The organism is Phaeocystidibacter luteus (assembly GCF_008933115.1).
Classification (GTDB): domain Bacteria; phylum Bacteroidota; class Bacteroidia; order Flavobacteriales; family Schleiferiaceae; genus Phaeocystidibacter; species Phaeocystidibacter luteus.
In genome coordinates, this window is sequence record NZ_WBVO01000009.1 from 120,369 (window position 1) to 146,733 (window position 26,365).

Here is a 26,365-nt window from a genome sequence, read left to right on the forward strand (position 1 = left end):
ACACACTATGAAGATTCAAAACATCATTAAGATTACAACTGCTGCTGCAATCGTAGGTTTGGGAGCCTATTCCCGCTACGCACCAGCATCAGCTGACACCGAAGTAGCTGAAGAAGCCCAAGTGCTTCGCGTTGGAGAAAAAGTTCCCGAATTAGAAGGACGCACTCCTGACGGTGATATCATCAAATTGAGTGACCTCGAAGGGCAGATTGTTTATATCGACTTTTGGGCTTCATGGTGCGGACCATGTGTTGCAGATATGCCGAATGTGGTAAGCGCATATGAGAAGTATAAGGATACCGACTTTGAAGGCGGCGAAGGCTTCACCGTGTTTTCGGTTTCTCTAGATCAAAGCAAATCGCGTTGGACCGACGCTATAGAAAGACTTGGTCAGGTGTGGCCAAACCACATTAGCGACCTTCGCGGGTGGGGTTCTGCCCACGCCTCTAAATACAATGTCAACGCCATTCCTGCGGGCTTCATCATCGATGGAGAAGGCAAGTTATTATATGCCAACATCCGCGGCTCGCAAGTACCGAGTTTACTCGACGGAATGAAAGAGTGACACTTCAAAACAACGGCTGACCAAAATGTGTCAGCCGTTTTTCTTTTATCCTCTGTCAGATTGGCGTAATCTGCTGGATGGCACTACCTTTGCCAACCTTTTGACGCGTGTGAAATTCGCGTAAAACAGCAGATAATGAGCAAGAAGAGCGATAAAGTGGAAAACACTGCACAAGAAGAAAACGTAAAGGCTGCCGAGGCGGCTACGGAAGTTCGTGAAGAAACTGCCAGCGCAGAGAACTCCGAATCAAATACATCTGAAGAAGTTAGCGAAGTAGATAAGCTAAAGGCCGAGGTTGAAGATCTCAAGAATCAAAACCTCCGCTTGTATGCAGAATTCGAAAACTTCAGAAAGCGCAACGCGCGTGAGCGTGTCGAGCTTTCAACAACAGCTAACCGGGAAGTACTCGCTGCGCTTCTTCCAATATTGGATGACTTCAAACGCGCATTGTCGAATGTTAGCGAGGAAGAAAAAGAGACGGAAGTAGCAAAGGGACTCGGTCTTATCAGCTCAAAGCTTCACGAAACACTCAAGCAAAAAGGTCTTAAGCCTATGGAGAACACCGTAGGCAAGAAGTTTGACGTGGACTTCATGGAAGCTATCACAAAAATTCCAGCTCCAACACCAGACATGGCAGGTAAGGTGATCGACGAGATCGAAGCCGGCTACATGATTGGAGAAAAGATTCTCCGCTACGCCAAAGTGGTTGTAGCTGACGGAGAACCGCAAAGCTAATTCTATGGCGAAGAGAGATTTTTACGACGTACTAGGCGTTAGCAAGAGCGCATCTGCAGATGAAATCAAGAAGGCTTATCGCAAACTCGCGATTAAGTATCACCCTGATAAGAACCCTGACGACACCGAGGCAGAAGCCAAGTTTAAGGAGGCTGCCGAAGCTTACGAGGTTCTTGGGAATGCAGAGAAGCGTCAGAAGTACGACCAGTACGGACATCAAGCCTTTGGAGCAGGAGCCGGTGGCGGCTTTGGTGGTGGCGGAATGTCTATGGACGATATCTTCAGCCATTTTGGTGACATCTTTGGCGGCGCCTTCGGTGGCGGCGGGGGTGGCTTTGGAGGCTTCAGTGGTGGCGCCCGTGGCGGAGCTAGAAAAGGCTCGAACCTCCGAGTACGTGTACGACTCACCCTCGAAGAAATTGCCAACGGCGTAGAGAAGAAAATCAAATTGAAGCGCTCCGTAAGCGCCGATGGTTTGACCTTCAAGACTTGCCAGACCTGCCATGGCTCTGGTCAAGTTCAACGCGTTCAAAACACCATTCTAGGTCAAATGCGCACCGCAAGTGCATGTCCAACCTGCCAAGGAACTGGAAAGGTTGTAGACAAGCGCCCAGCGGGTGTTGGTCCAGATGGACTTGAGCGTAAGGACGAAACCGTGAGCATCAAGATTCCTGCAGGTGTGATGGACGGGATGCAACTTCGCGTTTCTGGAAAAGGAAACGAAGGACCTATGGGCGGCCCAGCGGGCGACCTAATGGTGCTTATCGAAGAGGAAGAACACGAAAGCTTGAAGCGTGATGGGAATAACTTGCATTTCGACATGTACATCACCTTCCCTACCGCTGCTATGGGTGGAAGCGTTGAAATCCCAACCATTAACGGTCGCGCTCGCGTGAAGGTTGATGCCGGAACACAAAGCGGAAAAGTTCTTCGCCTCAAGGGTAAAGGATTGCCGAGTGTAGAAGGATACGGCAATGGCGATTTACTGGTTCACCTCAACGTGTGGACTCCAAAGAAGCTATCTCCAGAAGAGAAGAAGACGTTGGAATCGCTAGAGAAGTCCGACAACTTCCAACCGAATCCTGGAAGACACGAGAAGGGATTCTTCGAAAGAGTAAAAGACATGTTCGGTCAGTAAGATCAAACTCCCCAGAATAAAAAAGGCCCTGCTAGATAGCGGGGCCTTTTCTTTTAATTTTCATTTCTGATTATGGTGACGGGAGCGGTGAATATCACCTCGAAGCCTTCTTGAATGATGTAGTAGTACGTTCCGTCTGGCAACGGATTGCCGCCATCATCCTGTCCGCGCCATTCTCCATTGTAGTCGTCCTCTTGGTAGACCACACTTCCCCATCGATTCATCAACACAAAACGAACCTGCCTACCATCGGTAATCTCTGGAATCTCCAGGTAATCATTTGATCCGTCTCCATTAGGCGTAATCACATTTTGTAGATCGCTGTAATTAGGATTCGGCCACCCCTTGGGAACCATAATAACGGTGAGGGAATCAATACCCTGACAACCGTCGGCGGTGGTCACTTCCACGTAATACACGGTCGTATCGTTGATAGGACGAGTTAGCGTATTCGGATCCCGTTGGTCTGAGAAGTAGACCGGATTATCCGCATACCAGTAATACTGCACACCACCACTAGCAGCCATGAGAACGTCGTCGCCTTCAACCACAATTTGATCTGGACCAGCATCGACCAACTGGTTAAATCGAACGATCTCAACTGTATCGATTACGGAGTCGGTACAGGTGTTTGACTTCATGACGACCGTGACCGGGTACTTACCGGGTACCGGCCAGGTAATCCCAGGAGGGAATGGTCCGTTGAAGTAAGTGATGTTGGGCGCTGGTGTGCCGCCAAAATACCATTCGTAGGTGGCACCGGGAGGAATGTTGTTTCCAAGAGCACCGAAGAAAATGTCCTGTACATTGAAGCATACACTACCTTGGAAGATACCCCACTCAAGCTCCGGAGATTCATATATCTCAAAGACTTCAAAGACGGTATCGGAGCACTGTGTCCCCGGATTGGTAACGAGCATTACTGTATAGATACCTGGAGCATTATACGTAAACACCGGATTGGCTGCATAAGAGGTATCCGTGAGGGAAGTTGTATCGCCAAAATCCCAGAAGTAGCTGTTGCCGTTGGAAGACTCGTTCGTGAATTGAAGTTCGCGGCCTGAGCAGAAAAGAGAACTATCTTCCATTTGAGTGACCATATCACTTACAACGTTGCGCACGCATGGACTCACATTAAACTGGAAGTCGCGACGGACTGTCGTTTCAAGCATTCCGTTGCTGAAGCTCGTCACGCAAATACCCACTACATACTGCCCTTGAGTACTGGCCTCGCCGTAAATGATACCCGTGAGGCTATCAATCTTAATCTGAGGTGAGCTCGGAATTGGGTTCTCAAATGTTTGAGGGGCAATGAATGGAATAGACTGGTAAGGTGGTGGCAAAGCAACTGGCGATGGATTCGACGAGCTACCTCCATGAAGAATTTCACAAAACTCATAGTAGAGAGAGTCTCCATCAATATCCGTGGCTGAGGCATCGATATTGAGCGGCTCGTTTGCGCAAATCACGATGGGTGGCGTGGCCGCAAATTGAGGTGAAGATCCACAAACGTCGTTCGGTGGAACGCGCACCGTATACGTATTTCCCCAGCTACCAGAGTTAGGAATGTTATCAATCGAACCGTTTCGACAGCAGCGTTGCCATGTGATGTCGTATCCGTCTGGGCTCGACGGCAAAGTGATAACCGCCTCGTAATCGGCATACTCGGTACATAGTCCAGCCGGGATGGTAAGGCAAGGGTCCCCTGAATTCACTGGAACTTGGTTGATTGTACCTACTGGAGTATTGGGGGTAGCGCTTACAAATGCGCCCGTGGTACCGTTAAAAACGCGAATGGAAATAGTTGGGTCGAACGGCGCACCGCCACCGGCGCAATCGCGGTACACGCGAACTCTGACGAGGTAATTGTTTCCGCCTTGACACTCATAGGTTATCTCTCCACCCACCAAGTGAGCGGCGAAGGTCGAGAAGCTGAGTAGCAGGGCAAAGCACGCAATGAGGGGGCGCGTTCTAGCCATAGGGTTTAGGTTTCTTTAGAGCCAAAAAAAGGCCGCTTCCTAAGAAACGGCCTTTCTTGTTATTATCATCCGATAAGTGACGACCGTATTATTCTACGATCTTCACCCAAAGGCGACCGTTGTATTGACCTCTGAGGTTCGATTCACGAGCCGCGTCAGCAGCATTGTAATTGTTGAACTTCATAAGGTATACGTAGTACATATTGTTTACGCGGTCTTGGAATACATTCACGTCCAAGCCTTGGTTCTGCAAGCGTTGCATGAGGCGACGAGCGTTGTTCTCGCTGCCGAATACACCCGCAGTTACGTAGTATCCTGGTGAACCCGGCTGTACGTTGCTAGCATAGTTGGATTCGTCGTATCCACTAATACCCGCATTGTTGTTACCGCCGTTGTTGGTGTTGGTATTACCACCACCATTAGGGTCCATTCCGTTCATGCGATCACCACCCGTGTTCGGATTGTTTCCGCCGTTGTTCGGATTGTTACCACCTTGGTTTCCTCCTTGGTTTCCACCTTGATTACCACCTTGGTTTGTATTGTTGTTACGGTTGTTGCGGTTGTTCTCATCGCCAGGGCGATAGAGCTCCATACCTTCAACTACCTCACGAACCTTCTCTTCGATGTCTTCATTTTCTTGAGCCTCTAGCTCTTCTTTGAATTCTTCGAAACGCTCGCGGATATACTCTTCGTTGTCATCCTCCATTCTGCGGAGTTGATCTTTGAGTCGACGCAATTCAGATTCCATACGTTCGTCGTCGCTGTTCGAACCGAAGCGGTACGTAAGCATAAACTCGTGTGAGGTTCCGAATGAAGTACCGTATGTATTGGTACTAAAGTCATACGCGTAGCCCACCGTAAGTTGCTCTGTGAGGTGAACACCGATGTTAGCTGTGATTGCATAATCTGAGCGGAACATCGCGCCAACGAAACCGTAGTCCTTCATGTTGAAGATGGCACCCGCATCAATCTGCGTAGGCACATTCGGTGCAGTTCTCACCAATACCATTGGGCTTAGCACACGCTTGTCGCCTTGAATCTCCCAGTCGTACTGAGCGTTAAACACAAAGTGACGAATCAAGCTATACTCCACCGGCCCGTTGTAGTTATCAGAATACTCCACCGGAGCACCGATGAGCTGCGGAACAGCGGCACCGATTTGGAATCCGTTGATGTTCAAGTTAACACCAAAGTTGAGGTCGAAATTGCCTCTACGAAGATTCGGATAAAGCAATGGATCGAACTCGTCGTCCACGCGAATCTTATCGAAATCGATGTTGTTATCGAGGTATCCAGCTGCCAAACCAAAGCTCAATGTGTTGGTTTTTGACAATTGAACGTGGTATGCGTAGGCACCGTACACACCCGTTCTCTGGATGATGTCGGTACGATCGGTATATGCGTAAACGCTGTATCCGATCTTTTCGCGATTCAAAGCACCGTTTACCGTTAGCGCCGATGTCTCTGGTCCGCCTTCGATTCCTGACCATTGGCGGCGGTGAATGAGGCTAGCTTCGGTTACTCCATCGATACCTGACTGTGCCGGGTTATAGATGAATGGAGTGAAGAAGTAATTGCTGTACAGCGGGATTTGCTGAGCCTGAGCCGAACCGGCAAGGAGCAAACCAACTACTGCTGTGAGGATATGAGATTTTTTCATGAGTCTTAGTCGTTATTGCGAAGGATGGTAATTGCTCCCTTGAAGCGAATTTCGTCGCCACAAGCCAATACGTAATAGTAGGTTCCGTCTGGCAACTCATTGCCTCCGTTATCTACGCCTGTCCAACCGCTCGTATAGTTCTCTTCCGTATAAACTTCAGATCCCCAACGGTTCATAATTACGAGGTCGCAACCATCCGTGCGTACCACTTCGCTCAAGTCAAACACATCGTTCGCACCGTCGCCATTTGGCGTCATCACGTTTTGAACGTTAGACAGGTTTGGACCACCGGCGAATGGATCTTCTACAATTACAAGCATAGAGTCAATCGCCGTACAACCGTTAGCGGCTGTAACCTCAACGAAGTACCATGTAGTGTCTTTAACTGGACGAGAGAGTGTGTTTGGATCTCGTTGGTTTGAGAAGTAAACCGGTTCGTTAGCGTACCAGTAGTACGATACGCCACCAGAAGCGGCCATAACAACATCTTCGTCTTGACCAATAACTTGATCTGGACCAGCATCTGCATTCACCACAAGTGGGAAGAGAATAAGTGTGTCGTAAGAAATACATTGGTTCACTCCTCGAGCTTCCACCCAATATGTACCAGGGGTGCTGAGGTATTGTGAGGTTCCAATGAATCCGTTTGACCAAGTGTACTGTAGTCCGTTTCCGTTTACTGCAATAAGTACTGAATCGTCTGCACAGATGGCAACGGAATCAGAAGGCAGGAATTGGAAAGTAGGAAGAGGGACAATGTTAACCTGGATTGGCGTGGTTATCCACGTACAGGCGACATTGCTTATGACTAATCGGTATTCTGCTGAATCTGGAATAAGTGTGGTATCCACTTGCAGGCGTGGATTTGTGTCGTTAGGGATGTTAGTCCAAGTACCGCCGTTGAGCGGGAAGCGAGCTTGCCATTGGTAATCCCAATCTGCGCCTGTCGCATCTGCGCCAAGGAGCACACTATCTTCAATACAAATGATAGTTGGTGCATTCGCATTTCCAGGCCAAGGGATGGCGGATATTTCTGTATCAGGAACGGTATCCATGAACACGTACTTTGGATCTGCTCCTAGTGTGGTACATCCTGTAGTTGTATCGGTAACCTCGAGGTAGATTTCCATTTCGAATGGATTTACCGCGTTGGCCATGTGACTAGCGTTAAACCAGAAGGTGTCATTCATTGCGCCTGCAATAGGAATGAAGGTGTCTATGCCAAATTGGTCAACCGAATCTCGATACCACTGATAGGTATAAACTTCGCCCGGAAGCTGTGGAGCTTCTCCGTAGAACATTACACTATCTGTTTCACAGAATTGAACTGAATCCGTAACCAAGGCTGGGAATGGTTCATCTAGGAACACGATCCAAGGCTGAACTTGATTGACTGGATTACCGAAGGTGATAATTGGCGAAGGAATGTAATTGACGATGGTCACCGGATCACTTGTACCTGGACAAACGGGACCAGAGCTCACCTCAACTGAATAGTCGCCTGGCAACCAAACGAGGAGTGAATCGAAGCGGTCGTCCGTTCTACCCACCTGAGCAATGCGAACGTCTACGCCATTGACCATCCATTGGTAGTTGAAGCCCGGGTTTGCGTAAAGAACGATGGTATCGTCTACACATTTCCCGAAGTCATCTGGGTTTCCTGGTGTGTAATTGTTTCTGAAGGCGCCTTTGATATTTGCGGTATCAATCTCAGCCGGAATGGTCACATTCACGTTAACCTCAAAGATGTTTGATTGAGTAACGGGATTAGTAGATTCGAATCTGATCGAGTAAGTTCCATTCGTTGTAATCGTCTCAGGAATAACAATGGTTACCGTCTTAGGGGTGAGCGAGCTGTTGGTGTCCTGAATCGGGTTTCCAGTATTTGGAAGCCACTTCGCAATTGGGACATTCAATGTAGCTGGATCCGTGAAATCCGCAGTTGCAGCGGTACCAGGGGTCATCAATACATCAAAAGAGTTGTTCGCGAGATACGTTCCCGTAAGTGACATATTCATGATCAGGGAGTCTCCCGTACAAGCCGAAGCATTTGGGGTCTGAATAACAGTAATAGCCTGACCAAACGCAAAATTCCCAGCGAGAATCATTAGCGCCATGCCAAGCCACTTCAATCGTAGTGATCGTTTCATTGATAAAGGTTTATTCCAGGTTGCAAATTAAGGGTTTTACAACTCTTTACGTGCAATGTAGTCAAAGACGTACATTTGAGGGAGCACATGTTGCTCGTGAACGCTTCACAGAGCATCATTGTTTATTATACGCTCAGAAAATCATTACGGTTGGTACAGTTTCATGAAAAATAGAATTCAAGCCTTCGGTTATGCCTTCAGCGGTATTCGCAGTTTGCTTCGCGAACCGCACTTCCGATTTCACTCCTTCGCGTTTCTACTCGTAACTACGAGCGCTTGGTACTTTGGGGTGACAAACACCGAATGGACCATCCTTCTTCTCACGTCCGCCCTAGTGCTCGCTCTCGAAGGCTTAAACTCTGGTATTGAGAACTTAGCAGATGCGCTCCATCCAGAGACCCATCCCCTGATAAAAAAATGTAAGGATATTTCAGCCGGCGCCGTCCTTCTAGCCGCTATCTTGGCCGCCGCCATTGGCATCATCATTTTCACACCCTACATTATTGCACTTGCAAAATGAACTACAACGAGATTTTTTCTAAAGCAGAAGAGATTCTTTCCACCAACGGTACAAAAGGCATTACCGAAGTATGCGAGCTTCTCATGAATGAAATCGAATACTACAATTGGGTGGGCTTCTATTTCATGAATGATGAAACGCAAATCTTAGAAATTGGTCCATATGCCGGTGCCGAAACCGAACACACTCGCATTCCATACGGCAAGGGAATTTGTGGCCAAGTAGCTGTTTCAGGGGAAACGTTTAAAGTAGATGATGTGTACGCTCAAGACAACTACATCGCTTGCTCGATCGAAACCAAAGCGGAACTGGTTGTCCCAATGAAGCGCAACGGAAGTGTGATTGGTCAGATTGATATCGACTCGCACCATGCGACTCCTTTCACTGACGAAGACGAAGTGCTTCTCAGCCAAATATGCGATCTCGTTGCCGCACTAGATTTGTCCCCATTCGGACATTAGCCGCCTGCTAGCTCTGGCGGATGGCCTCAACCGGATCCATCTTACTCGCCCTCAGGGCAGGCAATAGTCCAAAGACAACCCCGATTACCGCCGATACGATTAGTCCCGTGATGATGTTGTTCGTCGACAAGAAGATGTCAAAAGAATCGAACATCAAGTCGCCAATTAACACAAGTGCGTAGGTGAGCAATAGCCCAAGGACCCCGCCTGCGAGGCTTAGTGTTACCGATTCAGAAATGAACTGCATGAGAATGAATCGCGCTTTGGCACCGAGTGCTTTTTGAACGCCGATTTGATTCGTACGCTCACTCACACTTACAAACATGATGTTGGCAATTCCGAAGCCACCTGCAAGGAGTGCGAAACCTCCAATGATGGATCCGCCGAGTCCGATTGCGGTAAACATCGAATCCAACCCATTCTGAAGCACACTGATTTCATTGATGGCAAAGTTGTTCTCTGCAACAGGTCGCAATCGTCGAACTCCGCGCATGACACCCTCCACTTCATCCTTTAGCATATCTATTTCAATGCCCTCTTTGGCTTTCACCATGATAGTTCCTTGAAGCTCGTCTTCATTCACCTTTTTGAGCATGAACTCTACGGGAACAACGAATAATTCATCGTGGCTTTCACCAATAAGCTTCTCTCCTTCTTTCTCAAAAACGCCAATTATTCTAACCTTTTCGCCCAGAACTCTCACTTCCTTTCCAATCGGGTTCAGCGGTCCGAACAGTCCTTCGGCAACGTCGTGCCCAACCAATGCGACGTTGGCTCCGCCGGCCGATTCTTGTGGACTGAAATATCGTCCAACTTCGATGGGTACGCCCCAGATTTGTGAATACTCGAACGAAACGCCAGCAACACCAACGCTTTCCACGGTATTACTTCGGTAATTCAAATTTGAATTTATGCTGATGAGATAGGACATGGCATCGGCATATTTCAGTCGACCTTTCAGCTTACCCATCTCCTCATACTTCGGCTCAGGGTGCTGCCAAATTTTCCACCAGGGATATTCTCCTCCTCCGCCCCATGGCCATTTTTGCACATAAAGGACATCGGACCCCACTTGTTCTACAGAATCGCGAATAGATTTCTCCAAACTATCCACTACGGTATTTACGGTGATAATCAAGAATATACCGAGGGTCATTCCCAAAAGTGAAAGGAAGGAACGAAGTGGATTGGCGCGAAGAGCTTGAGCTGCCATGCGACCACCTTCGAATATGATCTGCGTTAACTTCATTGTGTTTAGTCTAGTTCGAAAGTACGATAATTCTCACTCACATAATACCTTGTGGTACCCCCTGTATTTCACTACTTTTGCTCCTTTGAAAATCCCACTACATGAGCGGCACGAAACGTATCAAGAGCGCACTCTTATCTGTATTCTATAAAGATGGCCTTGAGCCAATTGCACGTCAACTTCACGCTGACGGCGTAACTCTTTACTCCACTGGAGGTACTCAGACTTTCCTCGAAGGTTTGGGCTTGCCAGTTATTCCGGTTGAATCACAAACCAATTATCCGTCTATTTTCGGCGGTCGAGTAAAGACACTTCACCCTGCCATCTTTGGTGGAATTCTCCATAGAAGAGAGAACGAAGGCGATCTTCAAGAGAAAGCGGAGCACAACATTCCAGATATCGATATGGTGGTTGTTGACCTCTATCCTTTCGAAGAAACTGTTGCCTCTGGAGCTTCTGAACAAGACATCATCGAGAAAATCGACATTGGTGGTATTTCTCTCATTCGCGCTGCAGCGAAGAACTTCAAAGATGTTCTCATCGTTCCCTCTCGCGAATATTACGCTGAAACACTAGACATCCTTCAAGCGGGAAACAGCGAAACTTCCATCGAAGATCGCCACCGTTTTGCAGGATATGCCTTTGATATTTCGTCGCATTACGACACGGCCATCCACGGTTTCTTTGCTCCAAACTCTACCTCATACAAGCGTAGCGTTCGCAGCGGAAAAGAACTTCGCTATGGCGAAAATCCACACCAAAAAGGATGGTTCCACGGAAACTTGGATGAAGCCTTCGAACAGCTTCATGGAAAAGAGTTGAGCTACAACAACCTCCTGGATGTTGACGCTGCCGCGCAGCTCATTGCTGAATTCTGGGACCAAAAGCCAACGGTTGCAGTTATCAAACACAACAACGCCTGCGGACTAGCTCAGAGAGATGACCTGCCCACCGCATGGAAAGATGCACTTGCGGGCGACCCTGTTTCAGCCTTCGGCGGAATCATCGCTTCGAATAAAGAAATTGACGCCAAGACAGCGGAAGGGATCAATGAGATTTTCTGCGAAGTAGTTCTTGCGCCTGGATTTACAGCTGAGGCTCTTAGCATTCTTCAGTCTAAAAAGAACCGCATCATCTTGAAGGTGAAGAACATTCAACCACAAGAAATGATTGCACGCACTATTCTCAATGGAGTACTCGTTCAAGAGCGTGATTATCACACCGATTCTCGCGAAGACTTGAAGACCGTTACCAAGGTTGCTCCTACGGAAGCGCAAATTGACGACCTCATTTTCGCAAGTGCACTTTGTAAGAATACCAAGTCAAACACTATCGTTCTTGCCAAGGATGGTCAGCTTCTAGCAAGCGGAACCGGACAAACTTCTCGCGTTGATGCTTTGCGTCAGGCAATTCAAAAGGCAAAATCGTTTAACTTTGACTTAAACGGGGCCGTTATGGCTTCGGATGCGTTCTTCCCCTTCCCGGATTGCGTTGAAATCGCGAACGGCGAAGGAATTAATACAGTGATTCAACCCGGTGGCTCAATCAAAGATCAATTGAGCATCGACTATTGCGACGCCAACGGCATGAGCATGGTATTCACCGGTCACCGTCACTTCAAACACTGATCCACACCAATGGGACTCTTTGATTTTTTTGTTCAGGATATTGCCATCGACCTGGGAACGGCTAATACCTTGATTATTCACAACGATAAAGTAGTTGTCGACGCACCGTCAATCGTTGCGCTCGACCGCTCTACCAACGATATCATGGCCGTGGGCCACGCCGCGATGCAAATGCACGGTAAAACCCACGAGAACATCAAAACGGTTCGTCCGCTTAAAGATGGTGTTATTGCCGATTTCGTTGCTTCCGAGCACATGATTCGTGAGATGATCAAGAGCATCCCATCGCTCAAGAGCAAGTATTTCGCGCCATCACTTCGAATGGTCATTTGTATTCCTTCCGGTATTACCGAAGTTGAGAAACGAGCGGTAAAGGATTCAGCCGAACAGGCGAAAGCCAAGGAAGTATATCTCATACACGAACCTATGGCAGCGGCTATCGGTATCGGAGTGGATGTACTCGAGCCTAAAGGAAACATGATCATCGACATAGGTGGTGGTACTACTGAAATTGCCGTTCTCGCACTCGGTGGTATCGTTTGCGACAAGAGCATCAAGGTTGCAGGGGATGTGTTCACAAACGACATTAGCTACTACATGCGTACGCAGCACAACCTATACGTAGGTGAAAGAACTGCCGAGCAAATCAAAATTCAAGTAGGTTCTGCCCTCGATGATCTTCCGAATCCTCCAGATGAAATGGATGTTCAAGGTCGTGACCTCCTCACCGGAAAGCCGAAGCAAATCACAGTTTCGTACAAGGAGATTGCTCGTGCGCTCGACAAGAGTATCACGCGTATTGAGGATGCGATTATGGAAGCGCTTTCGATGACTCCACCTGAATTGGCTGCCGATATCTACAACAGTGGTATCTACATGGCCGGTGGTGGTTCACTTCTTCGTGGGCTCGACAAACGTATCAGCATGAAGACAGATCTTCCAGTTTATGTTGCCGAAGATCCACTTCGCGCCGTGGTGCGTGGTACGGGTATCACCCTCAAGAATATCGATAAGTACCGCACGCTCCTACTTAGATAAAACTGAATGCAATACCTGCTACAATTCTTGTGGAAGAGGCGAATTCTGTTCGCTTTCATCGCAATGCAAGCTGTAGCACTTACCCTAGTGGTTCGAGCTAATTCGTATCACAGAACCGCTGTGGCTACTTCTGCGAACGCCGTTACAGGTTCAATGATGGAGAATTACCGCTACGTGCGCGACTTCATCAATTTGAGTCAGACCAATCGCAACCTCGCTTCAGAAAATGCCACCTTGCGCAGTGCGTTGAAATCCTCTTACTTTCAGATGTATGCGGACCATGACACTGTAGTAGATACGTTGTACATTCAACAGTACTCGTTCATCGATGCGGAAGTCATCAACAGCTCCATTCACAAGCGCAACAATTACCTCACCCTCAACCGTGGTTCGGCCCATGGCGTACAACCCGACATGGGCGTGATTAATTCTGATGGCGTAGTAGGCATCGTTACCGATGTTTCCAAACACTACTCTACCGTTATCCCCATTATTCATGGGAGGACAAGCCTTTCGGGAAGGTTTAAGAATGCACCTTATTTTGGACCTGTGAGTTGGCCGGCTACATTCGGATATCGGGAGGCGCGGTGGAGCGACATCCCGCGCCAGGCACGCATACATGTGGGCGACACTGTTGTAACCGATACGCGCTCCGGCCTCTATCCTTCCGGAATTCCAATTGGGGTAGTCGACACTTTCTACATCGAGCCACAAGATCAGTTTTACGAAATTGATGTTGTTTTAGCCGTAGACTTCGCCGCACTTGAGAAGGTCTATATCGTTAAGAATCTACTGAAGGGAGAACGTGCCCTTCTTGAAATGAGAAGAAACAATGATGAATGACGGATTACGTTGGGTAGGCCGCTTCGTGTTTCTGGCCTTATTTCAAATCTTTATTCTGAACAACATTCAGCTTGCAGGATATCTCAATCCGTACTTGTACGTGCTGTTTATCCTCAGCTTACCTGCAAATACCAACCGATTTTATCTACTTCTTTGGGCCTTCGCGATGGGACTCTTAATCGACATCGCGGAGAATTCTGGAGGGGTGCATATTTCCGCCTCACTAACCCTAGCCTTCATCCGACCTTACCTGTATCGATTCGTGGTGCCGCCTTCGCAGCAAGAATTGAATCGCATCAGTTTGTGGACCATGGGGCCAACGCGATTCTTCACCTATGTAACGTTAGGAGTGTTCATTCATCACCTATGGTTATTTAGTGTGGAAGCATTCAGTTTTAGGGAGATATTTTCCATCTTCTCTCGTACCTTAGTGTCTGCACCGATTACCCTGTTGATGATATACATCACGCAGTTATTCGTGTACCGGGAAGAAGCATGAGAAGAGACCTTTTGTTTTATGGGATTTTTGGGATTTTGGGATTGATCTTCCTTGGGAGACTCTTTTCCATTCAAGTCCTCGACCCCACCTACAAGCTTTCAGCAGAAAACAATGCCAAGCGCGAAGTAAAAATCTATCCGCCTAGGGGATACATTTACGACCGCAATGGTGAGCTGCTTGTGGCCAATCAGGTGGGTTACGACGTTATGGTTATCCCTCGCCAGGTGGAACCGTTCGACACCGCCCTGCTCTGCCGATTGTTGGATGTAGACACCACTTACGTGAATGACCGTATTCAGCGCGCCATACGCTATTCTCGCTATCAACCGTCTATCTTCTTTGGAATGATGAGCGATGAGCGGTACGCGCGGATACAAGAAGAGCTCTACAAGTTTCCTGGATTCTACACTCAGAAACGTCTGCTTCGCGATTACCCCATTTCCGGAGCTGCAAACGTAGTTGGATTCATTGGTGAAGTGAACGAACGCTTCATTCGAGAGAACCCGGGTTACTCCATGGGCGACCTTACCGGAAAGGCCGGTATCGATAAGAGTTATGAGGATGTACTCCGTGGAAAAGCCGGAAGAAGATTTCTTTTGGTAGACAACCATAACCGCGAAGTAGGCAGGTTCATGAATGGGATGTACGACACGGTTCCTGTCCCCGGAAAAGATGTGACTTCAACGATTGACATCGACCTTCAGCTACTCGGTGAAACATTGATGGCCGGAAAACGTGGAAGTGTGGTGGCTATCGAACCCTCCTCTGGCGAAATTCTAGCGCTAGTAAGCGCACCTACATACGATCCAAATTTGCTAGTTGGAAGAAAGCGCAGTCGCAATTACACCAACTTGTTTCACGATAGCATCAACAAACCGTTGTACGATCGGGGGCTTTTGGCTGAGTATCCGCCAGGGTCACCATTCAAGGTTATTCAGGCGCTCGTTGGTTTGCAAGAGGGAACGCTTACGGAAAGAACCACATACACTTGTCATGGCGGATTCCACTACGGCCGCCTTCACGTAGGCTGCCACTGCGGTGGTGGTACTATGGCGTTGCGCAAGTCCATCTCGAAAAGCTGTAACAACTACTACTGCAACGTCTTCAAGAGAATTATTGAGAACTACCCAGATGCTCACCAAGGGATGAACGCTTGGAACGAACACGTTCGCAGCTTCGGTTTAGGTCAGTTTTTGAATAATGATTTACCTACCGGAAAGCGCGGTTTTGTTCCCAATGCGGATTATTACGACCGTGCTTTCGGCTATACGGGCTGGAAGGCGGTCAGCACCATATCGCTCTCCATCGGTCAGGGTGAAATGATTGTCACCCCTATCCAGCTTGCGAACATGACGGCTGCGATTGCAAACCGCGGCCATTATTTCACCCCACACATTGTGAAAGCAATTGAGGATGAGCCCATAGATGACCCGCATTATACCGAACCGAAATACACCACGGTAGACTCCGTGCATTTTGCCACAGTGATTGACGGCATGTTCGATGTGTTCGAATCTGGAACCGCTCGGGCTAGTCGATTGAGTTCCATCGAAATGTGCGGTAAAACAGGTACGGCTGAGAACCCGCATGGACAAGATCATTCGATTTTCATCGCATTTGCGCCGAGAGAAAATCCGCAGATTGCCATTGCAGTAATCATAGAAAACGGATACTGGGGTTCTCGTTGGGCTGCTCCCATTGCCTCTTTAATGATTGAAGATTACATCAATGGTGAAATCACTCGAGAGGCATTGTACAACCGCATGGTAGAAGGTTCTTTGGAAGAAGAGTACCGTCGGCAGTACATCGAAATATTTGGCAACGACAGTTTATTTGTTGCGCCATGAGAGGATCTAGAGGAAGAAGAGGGAATGTCCTTTCGCGTTTAGACCCATGGACATTTGCGTTGTACGCTGTATTGGTCCTCCTTGGATGGATGAATATCTATGCTGCGGTTTACTCGGAGGAGCACAAGAGCATCTTTGATATGTCACAACAATACGGCAAGCAGTTGATGTGGATCATCACCTCGGCTGTTTTGATACTGGCCATTCTCTTAAGTGACGCTCGGCTATATCAAACCGTAGCCTACCCTACATACGTCGTTACGATTTTACTCCTTGTCCTTACCCTTATCATTGGTAAGGAGATAGGTGGAAATAAGAGTTGGATTCAGCTTGGATCCTTCAGTTTGCAGCCTTCCGAATTTGCCAAGTTCGGTACGGCCTTGGCTATGGCCCGTTACATGAGTATGTTGAATGTGGACATCTCCAAATGGAAGTTCCGCTTTTGGCCATTGGTCCTTATGGGTATACCAATGATCTTAATCCTGCTCCAACCGGACGCCGGCTCGGCTTTGGTCTACTTGAGCTTCTTCTTGGTCTTTTACCGAGAAGGATTGCCGGGAATGTACCTCTTCATCGCTTTACTTGCGGCGGTCACCGCCATTATGGCCTTGATATACCCACCGGTTTATGTCGTGGGCGTAGTTGGCATCTTGGCCTTGCTCATCGTCTTCTTCCTCCGCAAAAGTCGCAAGGCTGTGTGGACAACCCTCCTTCTGGCCTTATTTAGTGGTGCGATGGCCTTCGGCACCAATGCGATATTCAACAAGGTGTTACAGCCGCACCAGCAGAGCAGGATTAACGTCCTCCTTGGCATTCAAGACGACCCAATGGGTGTTGGGTATCACACTACGCAATCGCTCATCGCTATTGGCTCGGGAGGTTTTAGTGGAAAGGGGTTTTTAGAAGGAACACAGACGAAGCTCAACTACGTCCCAGAACAAAGTACAGACTATATCTTTTGCACGGTAGGCGAAGAATGGGGATTTGTAGGAAGCAGCATCACCATTCTGCTCTTCATTGCTCTTATGGCCAGACTGGTCTTCTTGGCGGAGCGTCAGAAGAGTAAATTCTCCCGAATCTACGGCTATAGTGTTGTTAGCATCATCTTCCTCCACTTTGCGGTAAACATCGCAATGACGGTAGGCCTTGCCCCAGTAATTGGAATCCCACTCCCCTTCTTCAGCTACGGCGGATCATCCCTCTGGGGTTTTACGGTCTTGCTGTTTATCTTTTTGAGGTTGGATGCGAATAGGTGGGAGGAGCTGTAGGTTCAGCGCGAAGCGCTGAAAAGGGTTCGCCTATCGGCGAAAAGGATCATGCGCTGCGCGCATGAAAGACGTACTGCGTGTGCAAGGCATTCTGCGAATGCAAGAACTCGCGGGCTCGTTAAGGTCGCTGCGCTCTAAGACATTCTGCGAATGTAAGACGCACTGCGTGCGCAAGGCATTCTGCGAATGCAAGAACTCGCGGGGCTCGTTAAGGTCGCTGCGCTCCAAGTCGCTACATAAGTGTACGTCACACCTTGCATGAAGGCCTACGGGACCACAATAGAAAAGCCCCACTAAATTAGCGGGGCCTCCATTCTTTTCGGTTCTTGAGCGAAGCTCTCTTTCAGCCGCCAAGCTGATCCCTAACTACGACAAAAGCCCCACTCGCGTGAGGCTTTCATCCTATGTGTCAAGTTAGGCGCTTTTTTCAGCCGCTAGGCTGAGAATCCTTTTCGCCAATAGGCGGATCCTTTCAGCCGCCAGGCTGATCTTAAAAAAACCTCAACCTATTATCCACAATCTCCACCTGCTTGCTCAAAGCTGAGAACAACTGAGCTGTCACTCTTGTGCGTAGCTGGCGGGTTGCGTTTTCTTGATCTGTAGTGTAGTCTCCTTTTTCAACGAAGTCTGCAATGGCGTTAACCTGCCAGATGTAAACACCTTGGTTGCCTTCCATTGGACCGTAGATTGGAGTTACTTGGCTTGCAGCCATGGCTCCTACAACCGCCGGCTCGTTGCCTACACCTGTGATAGAGCTGTTTGCAAGCTTCACTTGTTGAAGTGCCATATTCTGGTCAACCTTCTCGGCAATCGCGCGGATGTTATCTTCTCCAGCCATGATTTCCTGAGCACGTGGAAGAAGCACTTTTTGTGCCTTCACGTGGTTTACAACCATCGGACGAATGTCTTCGCGAACGTCTTCTAGCGTGCGGTAACCTTCTTCAGTGATGTTCGTCAATTGTGCAACCACGAAAGAACGGTTGCCATTGTTGATGAGCTCGATGTCACCTTCAGCAACTTCCTTGTTCTTACCAAATGCCCAAGTCACAACATCGCGAGCCTGACCCAAACCAATGATTTGGTCGGCAGTTCCTTGAAGCTGAGTCATCGGACGAACTTGAAGTCCGAGGCTGTCAGCCGCTGTAGCGAAATCTGTGTATGAAGCAGCTGCTGCAAATTCCGCAGCGCGGTTGTATACTTCTTTCTCTGTGCGGTTAGTTGTAGTAACCTCGCGGTATACCGTAGCCACCTTAATCGCCTTTTGTTTTGTGGCAGAGTGCTCGGTAACATCCATGATGTGGAAACCGAATTGAGTTTCAACTACACCGAGTGAACCCACTGGATTCTGGTATGCGAAGTTCTCGAACGCAGCAACCATTTGCTTAGGCTGGAACCACTCGTAAAGACCGCCGTTCTCAATTGAACCTGGGTCGTTTGAGTACTGAACAACCAATGTGTCGAACTGTGAACGATCTGCTTCCAATACACCAAGAAGGCTATCCGCCAAAGCTTGTGCTTGTGCACGAGTGCGCTGAACCTGCTGGTTTTGTGGAGTAGCGTAAGAAATCAAAATGTGACGTGCAGAAACAGAGTCTGGAAGCGTCGCGATGTCAGAAAGTTTAGTGAGCTTGTAACCACCTGATTCTTCATAAGGGCCATAAACGTAACCTACTTCAGCACCGAAGAGAATTGAATCAACATTGCTGCTGAGCTCTCCAGCTCTCCAGTATCCGCCTCTGTAAGGTGCGTCGCTGTTTACAACAACAAACGCTGAATCGTTATCTGTGGTAGCAAAACCAGGAAGCGTGTCAATTGGCTCTCCCAATTCATTCTTAAGAACTTCAGGTTGGATGAGGCGAGCAAGTTCTTCTCTCACTTCTTGCTTGTCCATTTCAGAAGGCTCGATTGCAAAGTTCACGTAAAGGATGTCACGCGTTTCGAAATCTTGCTTGTACTTGTACTTATTCTCTGCAAAGTATTTTTCAAAGTCTGCTTCAGTAACCTCAACTTCATCGTCAGAAACAGAAGTGTAGGGAAGCTGAAGAATACCAACGTCAGATGAAATCACATTGTAAGCGTGCTCGTGACGAGCAATAGCTGTAGGTGTGTAAAGACCTTTCTGGATGGCATTGTTGAACTTGAACACGAGCGCTTGGCTACGAACGTCGTCTTCGAACTCCAACCATGAATCCCACTGCTGGCGATTCTCTGGAGTTTCGTCTTTTCTCATCTCCAAATTCTCGAGCAAGCTGCGGAATTGAACTTCACTAAACTGACCTGTAGTCTGATCAATGAAAGCTGGAGTCTGACGAATGTTCGGGTTGTTGAGAATACGATTGTAGTTCTCTAGGTCGGTAACCGTAAAGCCTAGATCCTCGTAAATCTCTTGGTAGATGTTCTCTTCGAGATACTGTTGCCAAACGATATTCGACAACTGAATCTCACTCATCTGAGCGTACTGCTGGTTTTGCGTGCGCAACAGAGCGATTCTCTCGTTGAATTCATTCGCGTAAACGGTCTGACCATTTACGATACCAATTTCATTTGGATTGCCTTGAAGGATGTTCGTCCCACCGGTAAAAAAGTCGGTAAGAAGGAACGCGCCCAAAGCGACACCAATAACAACGATCAGGAGGCCTGATCTTCTGCGGATTTTTTCCAAAGTAGCCATGTACTTCTGCGGAGTTTTAGTTCAAGGTTGCGAATATAAAGGAAGTAGGGAAATGTGAGGGGGTTTTGGGGTAAGAAATTCTTCGAATTTAAGGCGCACTGTGTGCGGAAGGCATTCTGCGAATGCAAGGACTCGCGAGGCTCGTTAAGGTCGCTGCGCTCCAATAGCGTATGGCAAAACGTGCAGGTGAAAGCCTTTGAGACGAAATTAGATAAGCTTCAATGTATGGTTGAGCCTCCATTCCATTCTGCTCTTGAGCGAAGCTCTCTTTCAGCCGTTAGGCTGACTTTCCGTCGGTAGACGGACTTTCCGCCGAAAGGCGGACTTATCCGCCGGCAGGCGGATCAATCCCTCACCAACATCCTCACCTCTTCCAATCTATTCGAGCTCACCGTCAGTACCTCGAGTATGTAATCGTCGAGGGCTACGCGTTCGCCTTTTTCTGGGATAGATTCAAGCATGTCCATTACGAGGCCGCCCAAGGTCGTGTAGTTGTCGCTATCTGGGAGGTGGAGCTTGTATTCGGAGTTGAGGTAATCGATTTCAAGGCGGGCCGAGAAGATGAATTCATTCGGACCAATTTGGCGTTCCATGAGCTCTTCCGTGTCGTGCTCATCGTCGATGTCGCCAAAGATTTCTTCTACCACGTCTTCCAAGGTGATTAGGCCTGCCGTACCTCCGTGTTCGTCGAGAACGATGGCCATGTTGCGCTTGTCGCGGGTAAAGAGGTTCAATACATCATTGGCCGTCATAGTTTCTGGAATGAAACTAACGGGACGTAGTATGCTGCGAATGTCCTTCGGCTTTTTGAAGAGCTCATAAGCGTGAACGTAGCCGATTACATTGTCGATGTTCTCACTGTAAACAATGATTTTGGAATAGCCGGTTTCAATAAACTGCTCCTGTAGCTTCTCTATTGTTTCTGCTGAATCAACCGCCAAGATTTCCGTACGAGGAATCATGAATTCACGCGCCTTGATGTCGCTGAAATCAAGTGCGTTTCGGAATATTTCAATCTCGTGATCTACCTCATCGTCGTCATTATTCGTATTCGCCTCGATGTAATGATCGATATCTACCTTGGAGAACACGGGCTGGTCGGAATCAGATTCTGCCCTGAAAACTTTCCTCAACAAAAACTTAGAGAAACGTGTGATGAGTTCTACAACGGGGAAGATGAGTGCGTAGATAAGCGTAACCGGTAGGGAGAATAGTTTCAAACTTTCGTTTGCCCTAGCGCTGAAAATCGCCTTTGGTAAGTATTCGGCAACAAACAGTACTACGATGGTAGAAATAACGGTTTGTAATAGAAGAATGATGTACTGTTCGTTGGTCCATTGGAAGTATGGATTCAGAATTTCTGGAACGTACTTTCCAAAGAGGACGAGTGCCACGTTGTTTCCAACGAGCATGGTAGAAATGAATCGAGCGGGATGCTTAACTAAGTAGGATAAGAGCACATTTGGAATGCGCTTCTTCTTGCTCTCCAGTTCGATTTGGAGGCGGTTAGCGGACAAAAAGGCGATCTCCATTCCCGAGAAGAACGCCGAGGCCAACAAGGCCAGAATAATGACGACGTAGGGGTCAATCATCTAGATTCATTTTGGATTCGCATGCGCATCTTCCTCGAGTAAATGTATCGGAAAACACCGAGGACGAAAAATGCCGCAAAGGCAAGAAAGCGCGTCCAGCTAGTACCCCATGAAGCGTACATTTCGATGGTAGATATGGCCATTACCGCTAGCCAAACAATTTCAAAGGTCCGATGTAGACGTGCTGTCGTTGTCTTCTTCATTCAAAAATATCGTTCCGTAAACTTCGTGAATTTCGTAATCATTCATGTGCTGATCGGCATCAAATCCCTTTCCCCAGATTTTGCTGTCGGGTGTTGAGATTGAAACCGCCACATCGCTAGAGATGCGTTCTTCTGCCTCATCCCACTCTAGCTTTTCGCTTTGGAGTTCTTCGTCTTTGGCGTTAACCACGTGGACATCACCTTCCGCCTCCCAGCGAGATTCCTCAATGTACCTCTTTGCATAGTTTGCGGTAAGATGAGTTTCTACCGCGCCCGTATCGTTGTAGAATGTCACATCAATCCCATCTGGAAACTCCAGATAAGGATCGTCATCGAGGTGAGAAAAATCAATTGCCTTGGGCGCTTGGAACCTGAGCACTACCAACCCGCTATCGGTGTAGGTATAGGTAACGCCATCCTGAACACGAAGTGGGCCGTCGTATTCATTCATCACTTCCTTCACGACTTTAGGGTCGTTTTGGCAGGCAATCAAAATCAAAAAAAGAGGGACAGCCCAGGCCATCCCCCTTGATATTCTAAAACTCATACGAGTTGGTTTCTCTTAGTAGAAACGTACGGTTACTGTCTCGTTGATCCAGCAGCCAATAGTGTAGGTTTCTCCTTCTTGGTGACCTAGCTGGAAAGATAGCGTTTTATCCGGCACACCTCTCTTGTAGGCTGCGATGGCTTGATTCGCCTTTCCACGAAGCGCTGGGTCCAAACGAGCTGCAGTATTCGCTTTGTCGATTGCCGCCCAGTAAACCGCCTGCTTTTCGAAGGCGTTGCTACCACAAACACCATCAGCAGATGCGTAGATAGTAGACAACTGCAAGTAAGCTTGACCGTTGTTCGGGTTCAAACGAATCGCCTCCATTACAGCAGACTTAGCCGCTGGAAGACGTCCGAGTTTTTGCATCGCGTATGCACGCTTCAAGTTGTCGTCAGACTTGATAAGTGGGTCAACCTCACCTTCGATAGACTGGCTGAAGTAGTCGATTGCCTTTTCGTACTCTTTACGAACGAGCGCCAAACGACCCATGTTACGAGCAGCTTCAGTAGATGGATTCATCTGGTAAAGCGCCTCCGTCATTTCGAAGTAAAGTGGGTTATCGCGGCAGCTAACTACCTCACCACTATCGTTTACGTATTCTGCACCGAGTGTACGTACAGCACGACGGATCCAAACTTCATTCTCGCGGTTCTCTGCGAATGTTTCAGCGTTGTAAACTCGCGCGATAGTCTCGCAAGAAGTAAGGAACTTGCGGAGAGACTTCTCTACGTTTCCTTTTACTTTCTCGTAGTTCTCGAGAAGTTGCTTGTTACGCTGAAGTGTACGCTGACCTCTGTCGTCCAATGTACCTGCGATAAGTGCGGCATCAGCAGAAGTGATGGCGATGTTCAATTCATCTGTATTCTTCGCGATGTTCTCGTCGATGATGTTGTAGATGTTGAAAACACCTGCAAGGTCAATCTTGTCTTGCTTCTTGAGCTCAACGGCAGTCATGAAGTACGTCCAGAAGTGGCTAGCAGTAAGTGATGTAGCATCGATTTCCATAGCTTCTCCGAAAAGGTCGAATACCTGCTGGCTAGCAGAATCTCCATAGTATTCGAAGAGGTCGGCAGCCTTAGAAGCCTTTACGTAAGCCTCTTTGCCTGGGAAGTATTTGTTACGGTTGTCGTACATCTCAAACAGCTGAGACACGAGCTCATTGCGTTGGTCCATGAGTGTAGCCTTCTCCGCAGCAGCTGCGTTTTCAGCTTTGGCCTCTACTTCTTCGATTTTAGCTTCAATCACACGTGCGCCGTAGATGTAGATTACTTCCTTGGCAGCTGGACATGTTTCGTAAACCACGTTCCAGTTGTCGTACGCTTGAGCGTATTGCTTCTGATTGAACAACGCACCAAAGTTGTTGTAGTTTTCCCAACAACGAACTGAATCGGTTGCAGTTTCACCCCAAGTTTTGTCTTGAGCGTGTAGGCCTTGCGCGAAAAGTGCCAAGGCGAAAAGTAGGAGTACTCGTTTCATCATTTTATAATTAGCGGTACCTGAATTGCGTAAACCATTTATCATTTAAAGTGAGACCGACAACAAACCTTGCATATGTCTCTTCGATGTTGCCGTTGTCTCTCACACCTCTTTGTCCAAAAACCATTCCAATGTTAAGCGTGGCTAACTTTACGTCGTTCGGAGAAGTGGTTCTTCTGCCCACTGGCATTCCGAATCCCAAAGTAAAACCGCGATCGGTGATGGCTTCATCATTCACATTCAAACCGGTGTCTTCATAGAATGCACCGAATCTGTAATCTACTTGCGAGAAATATGAACCTCTATCGAGGTCGAAAGCGTAGTACGGAATGAACTGTCCACCGACGCCGATACGCATTCCATTGGTATATCTTCCTCTAACTTCGCTTCCTTCATTTAGTTCACCGCGCGACAAAAATTGATAGTCTGCGCCAAAACTCCAAGCGTATTGGATTAACTGTTTGTGTCTTTTTCCGTAGGTGAAACCGAGGGCATAATTTGAATTGAAGAGCACGTCGGCATCTTCATTCTCTCTTGCATAAACGGTATCCTTATACTGACGCGCTCCTGTGGAAGGAGAATAAGTAAAGGTGTAATACAGGTCGTTCAGCGTACCGCCGATTCTAGTTTGAGGAACATAGGTTGCGCCAAGCACGAGTTCTTTAAGTGTATCCGAGCTCAGGCGGGTTACATATTGAATACCGGCATCCCATGCGAATCCAGTAGCGCCGAGGCTTTCTTCTTTGGTGGTGCTGTAGAAGTTGTTGTTCTCCATGAGCACGGTGGTAGATCGTTCGGCTGTACCAAAGAAATAGCTTCCGTTTACGCCGACAGATAATCCTTTAAAGATTTCGAAGGATGTTCCGAGAAAAGCGCGGTCGAAACCACCCGTACCGATGTATTGTAGATCGGCGTCTGCAAAATCGAAAGAAGTGGTTGCGGTAACGTCGTAACCGATCTTGGTGTATGGATTGATACCGGCCACGAGTGCCCATCCGTCCATCAGTGGGAATCCGAAGGCCAGGTAATTAAACCCGCCGTTGCCGGAATTTACGGATTGATTCGCATCGGTAAGTTGGGTTTCTTGGTAGAAGCCGCCGATATCGATGGTGGTATACTTCAGTTTTGAATAGGATGCAGGTTGGGTGAAATTGATTTGCATCGGATCACGAAGACCTGCTGAGATTCCGCCCATACCGATTTGGTTGGCGAATTTACCGGACTCTCTCTCGCCGTTTCCAAAAATGGAATAGGGGGAGATAGCGGTTTGGGCCGACAAGGTGCCGGCGCAGAGGAGAAAGATGTACAAGCCGACGATGCGGCGAAACTCACTGCGCATATTGATGTATAATCGCATTCAGTCCGAGTAGCGTATAATTTGGACGTGCAAAGATGTCTTTTTTTGCTTGAAGAGCAAAGGCTTCTGCATCTCCGCCTGTCGTAATCACATAGAGTGGGCTATAACGCTCTTCATACTGACGTATTGTTTCGAGCAGTTCATTCCGCATTCCATGGTAAGCGCCGCTTTGTAGGGCTGAGATTGTAGACGTTCCGATGAGCTCGGAAATTTCTGCTTCGGCCTCTGGTAATTTAGCGGTAAAGGAGTGCATGGCGTGCAGGCGCATGTTCCATCCTGGGGCGATAGACCCGCCTTGATGAACGCCTTGGTGATCGATAAGATCGTAAGTAATGCACGTACCCATATCTATAATGAGGCAATTGGTTCTGGGAAACTCGTGAAACGCGGCTTCGCAGAGAAGGATTCGATCGAGTCCGAGTGTGCCTCTTGTAGTGTAGACGGTAGAATGTGCTACGGGGGTTTGGTGGGAGAAATGAATGGCTTGTCGATCTTCGAGCAGTTCTTTCACGAGAGGGTTAGGCTCGCCGGAATTTGTCCAGATGATCTTCCCGGGATTCACGACATCGAGCCAATCGGAAATTTTTTTTGCGATGTTTGGATCGTCGATATTGAAGTGATCGACGCGCAAAAGTTGCTGGTTATCAAAAAGTCCGAGTTTGGCTCGGGTATTTCCCCAATCGATTGTGGCATTCATAATCGGTAAAGGTACGCTTAAGAGTGTTGTAGAATCAAAATTATGTTTACATTTGCCGCCGCAACAGACAAAACGCCCGAGGATACGAACGGCTGTTTGGGATTGCGAAACATAACATTTTGGTGCTGTAGCTCAGTTGGTAGAGCAAAGGATTGAAAATCCTTGTGTCGGCGGTTCGATTCCGTCCAGCACCACAAAACAAGAAAGCCCTGCGGAGACGTGGGGCTTTTTTTGTTGGA

General features: G+C 48.0%; 22 protein-coding genes and 1 tRNA gene. 12 read left to right on the forward strand and 11 right to left on the reverse strand.

Annotated elements, in window-relative coordinates; translation table 11 throughout:
• Positions 1 to 7: 7 nt before the first annotated feature.
• From F8C67_RS11290 to dnaJ, 3 genes are all read left to right on the forward strand, one after another.
• Entirely contained in the window at positions 8 to 565 is a 558-nt protein-coding gene (locus F8C67_RS11290) for a TlpA family protein disulfide reductase (RefSeq protein WP_151667956.1), read from the forward strand.
• Positions 566 to 700: 135 nt separating this feature from the next.
• The gene (locus F8C67_RS11295) at positions 701 to 1,300 is read left to right on the forward strand and encodes a nucleotide exchange factor GrpE (RefSeq protein WP_151667957.1); all 600 of its coding nucleotides are present in this window, start codon (positions 701 to 703) and stop codon (positions 1,298 to 1,300) included.
• 4 nt (positions 1,301 to 1,304) lie between these two features.
• Positions 1,305 to 2,438, forward strand: a complete 1,134-nt coding sequence (gene dnaJ, locus F8C67_RS11300) for a molecular chaperone DnaJ (protein WP_151667958.1) — start codon at positions 1,305 to 1,307, stop codon at positions 2,436 to 2,438.
• A gap of 53 nt (positions 2,439 to 2,491) precedes the next feature.
• On the opposite strand, the gene F8C67_RS11305 is transcribed toward dnaJ, so the two are convergent.
• From F8C67_RS11305 to F8C67_RS11315, 3 genes are all read right to left on the reverse strand, one after another.
• Positions 2,492 to 4,417, reverse strand: a complete 1,926-nt coding sequence (locus F8C67_RS11305) for a T9SS type B sorting domain-containing protein (protein WP_151667959.1) — start codon at positions 4,415 to 4,417, stop codon at positions 2,492 to 2,494.
• A gap of 88 nt (positions 4,418 to 4,505) precedes the next feature.
• Entirely contained in the window at positions 4,506 to 6,077 is a 1,572-nt protein-coding gene (locus tag F8C67_RS11310) for a PorP/SprF family type IX secretion system membrane protein (RefSeq protein ID WP_151667960.1), read from the reverse strand.
• A 5-nt stretch (positions 6,078 to 6,082) separates the two neighbouring features.
• The gene (locus F8C67_RS11315) at positions 6,083 to 8,227 is read right to left on the reverse strand and encodes a gliding motility-associated C-terminal domain-containing protein (RefSeq protein ID WP_151667961.1); all 2,145 of its coding nucleotides are present in this window, start codon (positions 8,225 to 8,227) and stop codon (positions 6,083 to 6,085) included.
• A 163-nt stretch (positions 8,228 to 8,390) separates the two neighbouring features.
• Here F8C67_RS11315 and F8C67_RS11320 point away from each other — a divergent pair, with 163 nt between their 5' ends.
• Together F8C67_RS11320 and F8C67_RS11325 are read left to right on the forward strand one after the other, a co-directional pair.
• Complete coding sequence (locus F8C67_RS11320) at positions 8,391 to 8,747, forward strand: diacylglycerol kinase family protein (protein WP_151667962.1); 357 nt, start codon at positions 8,391 to 8,393, stop codon at positions 8,745 to 8,747.
• Positions 8,744 to 9,208 (forward strand): GAF domain-containing protein, encoded by a 465-nt coding sequence (locus tag F8C67_RS11325; protein WP_151667963.1) that lies wholly within the window; start codon positions 8,744 to 8,746, stop codon positions 9,206 to 9,208. Before F8C67_RS11320 ends, F8C67_RS11325 begins: the two co-directional genes overlap by 4 nt.
• Before the next feature lie 7 nt (positions 9,209 to 9,215).
• On the opposite strand, the gene F8C67_RS11330 is transcribed toward F8C67_RS11325, so the two are convergent.
• On the reverse strand, positions 9,216 to 10,457 hold the full coding sequence (locus tag F8C67_RS11330) for an ABC transporter permease (protein ID WP_151667964.1): 1,242 nt from the start codon (positions 10,455 to 10,457) through the stop codon (positions 9,216 to 9,218).
• Positions 10,458 to 10,558: 101 nt separating this feature from the next.
• On the opposite strand from F8C67_RS11330, the gene purH reads away from it, so the two are divergent.
• The 6 genes from purH to rodA are packed head-to-tail and all read left to right on the forward strand — an operon-like array spanning position 10,559 to position 17,580.
• Positions 10,559 to 12,085: a bifunctional phosphoribosylaminoimidazolecarboxamide formyltransferase/IMP cyclohydrolase gene (gene purH / locus F8C67_RS11335; RefSeq protein ID WP_151667965.1), complete on the forward strand. Its 1,527-nt coding sequence runs from the start codon at positions 10,559 to 10,561 to the stop codon at positions 12,083 to 12,085.
• A 9-nt stretch (positions 12,086 to 12,094) separates the two neighbouring features.
• Positions 12,095 to 13,123, forward strand: coding sequence for a rod shape-determining protein (locus tag F8C67_RS11340; protein ID WP_151667966.1), 1,029 nt, complete (start codon positions 12,095 to 12,097; stop codon positions 13,121 to 13,123).
• 6 nt (positions 13,124 to 13,129) lie between these two features.
• Positions 13,130 to 13,966, forward strand: a complete 837-nt coding sequence (gene mreC, locus F8C67_RS11345) for a rod shape-determining protein MreC (RefSeq protein ID WP_151667967.1) — start codon at positions 13,130 to 13,132, stop codon at positions 13,964 to 13,966.
• Positions 13,959 to 14,465 (forward strand): rod shape-determining protein MreD, encoded by a 507-nt coding sequence (locus F8C67_RS11350; RefSeq protein ID WP_151667968.1) that lies wholly within the window; start codon positions 13,959 to 13,961, stop codon positions 14,463 to 14,465. The genes mreC and F8C67_RS11350 overlap by 8 nt, the downstream gene beginning before the upstream one ends.
• Positions 14,462 to 16,312, forward strand: coding sequence for a penicillin-binding protein 2 (mrdA, locus tag F8C67_RS11355; protein WP_151667969.1), 1,851 nt, complete (start codon positions 14,462 to 14,464; stop codon positions 16,310 to 16,312). Before F8C67_RS11350 ends, mrdA begins: the two co-directional genes overlap by 4 nt.
• Entirely contained in the window at positions 16,309 to 17,580 is a 1,272-nt protein-coding gene (gene rodA / locus F8C67_RS11360) for a rod shape-determining protein RodA (protein WP_151667970.1), read from the forward strand. The genes mrdA and rodA overlap by 4 nt, the downstream gene beginning before the upstream one ends.
• 490 nt (positions 17,581 to 18,070) lie before the next feature.
• Here the strand turns inward: rodA and F8C67_RS11365 are convergent, their stop codons facing one another.
• The 7 genes from F8C67_RS11365 to F8C67_RS11395 all read right to left on the reverse strand — a co-directional run bounded on the left by F8C67_RS11365 (position 18,071) and on the right by F8C67_RS11395 (position 26,126).
• Complete coding sequence (locus tag F8C67_RS11365; protein WP_151667971.1) at positions 18,071 to 20,251, reverse strand: peptidylprolyl isomerase; 2,181 nt, start codon at positions 20,249 to 20,251, stop codon at positions 18,071 to 18,073.
• 344 nt (positions 20,252 to 20,595) lie between these two features.
• Positions 20,596 to 21,843: a hemolysin family protein gene (locus tag F8C67_RS11370; protein ID WP_151667972.1), complete on the reverse strand. Its 1,248-nt coding sequence runs from the start codon at positions 21,841 to 21,843 to the stop codon at positions 20,596 to 20,598.
• On the reverse strand, positions 21,840 to 22,046 hold the full coding sequence (locus tag F8C67_RS11375; RefSeq protein WP_151667973.1) for a hypothetical protein: 207 nt from the start codon (positions 22,044 to 22,046) through the stop codon (positions 21,840 to 21,842). Before F8C67_RS11375 ends, F8C67_RS11370 begins: the two co-directional genes overlap by 4 nt.
• Positions 22,006 to 22,593, reverse strand: coding sequence for an LPS export ABC transporter periplasmic protein LptC (gene lptC / locus F8C67_RS11380; RefSeq protein ID WP_151667974.1), 588 nt, complete (start codon positions 22,591 to 22,593; stop codon positions 22,006 to 22,008). The genes F8C67_RS11375 and lptC overlap by 41 nt, the downstream gene beginning before the upstream one ends.
• Positions 22,594 to 22,608: 15 nt before the next feature.
• Positions 22,609 to 24,072: a tetratricopeptide repeat protein gene (locus tag F8C67_RS11385; RefSeq protein WP_151667975.1), complete on the reverse strand. Its 1,464-nt coding sequence runs from the start codon at positions 24,070 to 24,072 to the stop codon at positions 22,609 to 22,611.
• A 10-nt stretch (positions 24,073 to 24,082) separates the two neighbouring features.
• Positions 24,083 to 25,429: a hypothetical protein gene (locus F8C67_RS11390; protein ID WP_151667976.1), complete on the reverse strand. Its 1,347-nt coding sequence runs from the start codon at positions 25,427 to 25,429 to the stop codon at positions 24,083 to 24,085.
• Positions 25,401 to 26,126: a type III pantothenate kinase gene (locus F8C67_RS11395; RefSeq protein WP_151667977.1), complete on the reverse strand. Its 726-nt coding sequence runs from the start codon at positions 26,124 to 26,126 to the stop codon at positions 25,401 to 25,403. The genes F8C67_RS11390 and F8C67_RS11395 overlap by 29 nt, the downstream gene beginning before the upstream one ends.
• Before the next feature lie 121 nt (positions 26,127 to 26,247).
• Here F8C67_RS11395 and F8C67_RS11400 point away from each other — a divergent pair.
• Positions 26,248 to 26,320 (forward strand) — tRNA-Phe (locus F8C67_RS11400).
• The last annotated feature ends 45 nt before the right edge of the window (positions 26,321 to 26,365 follow it).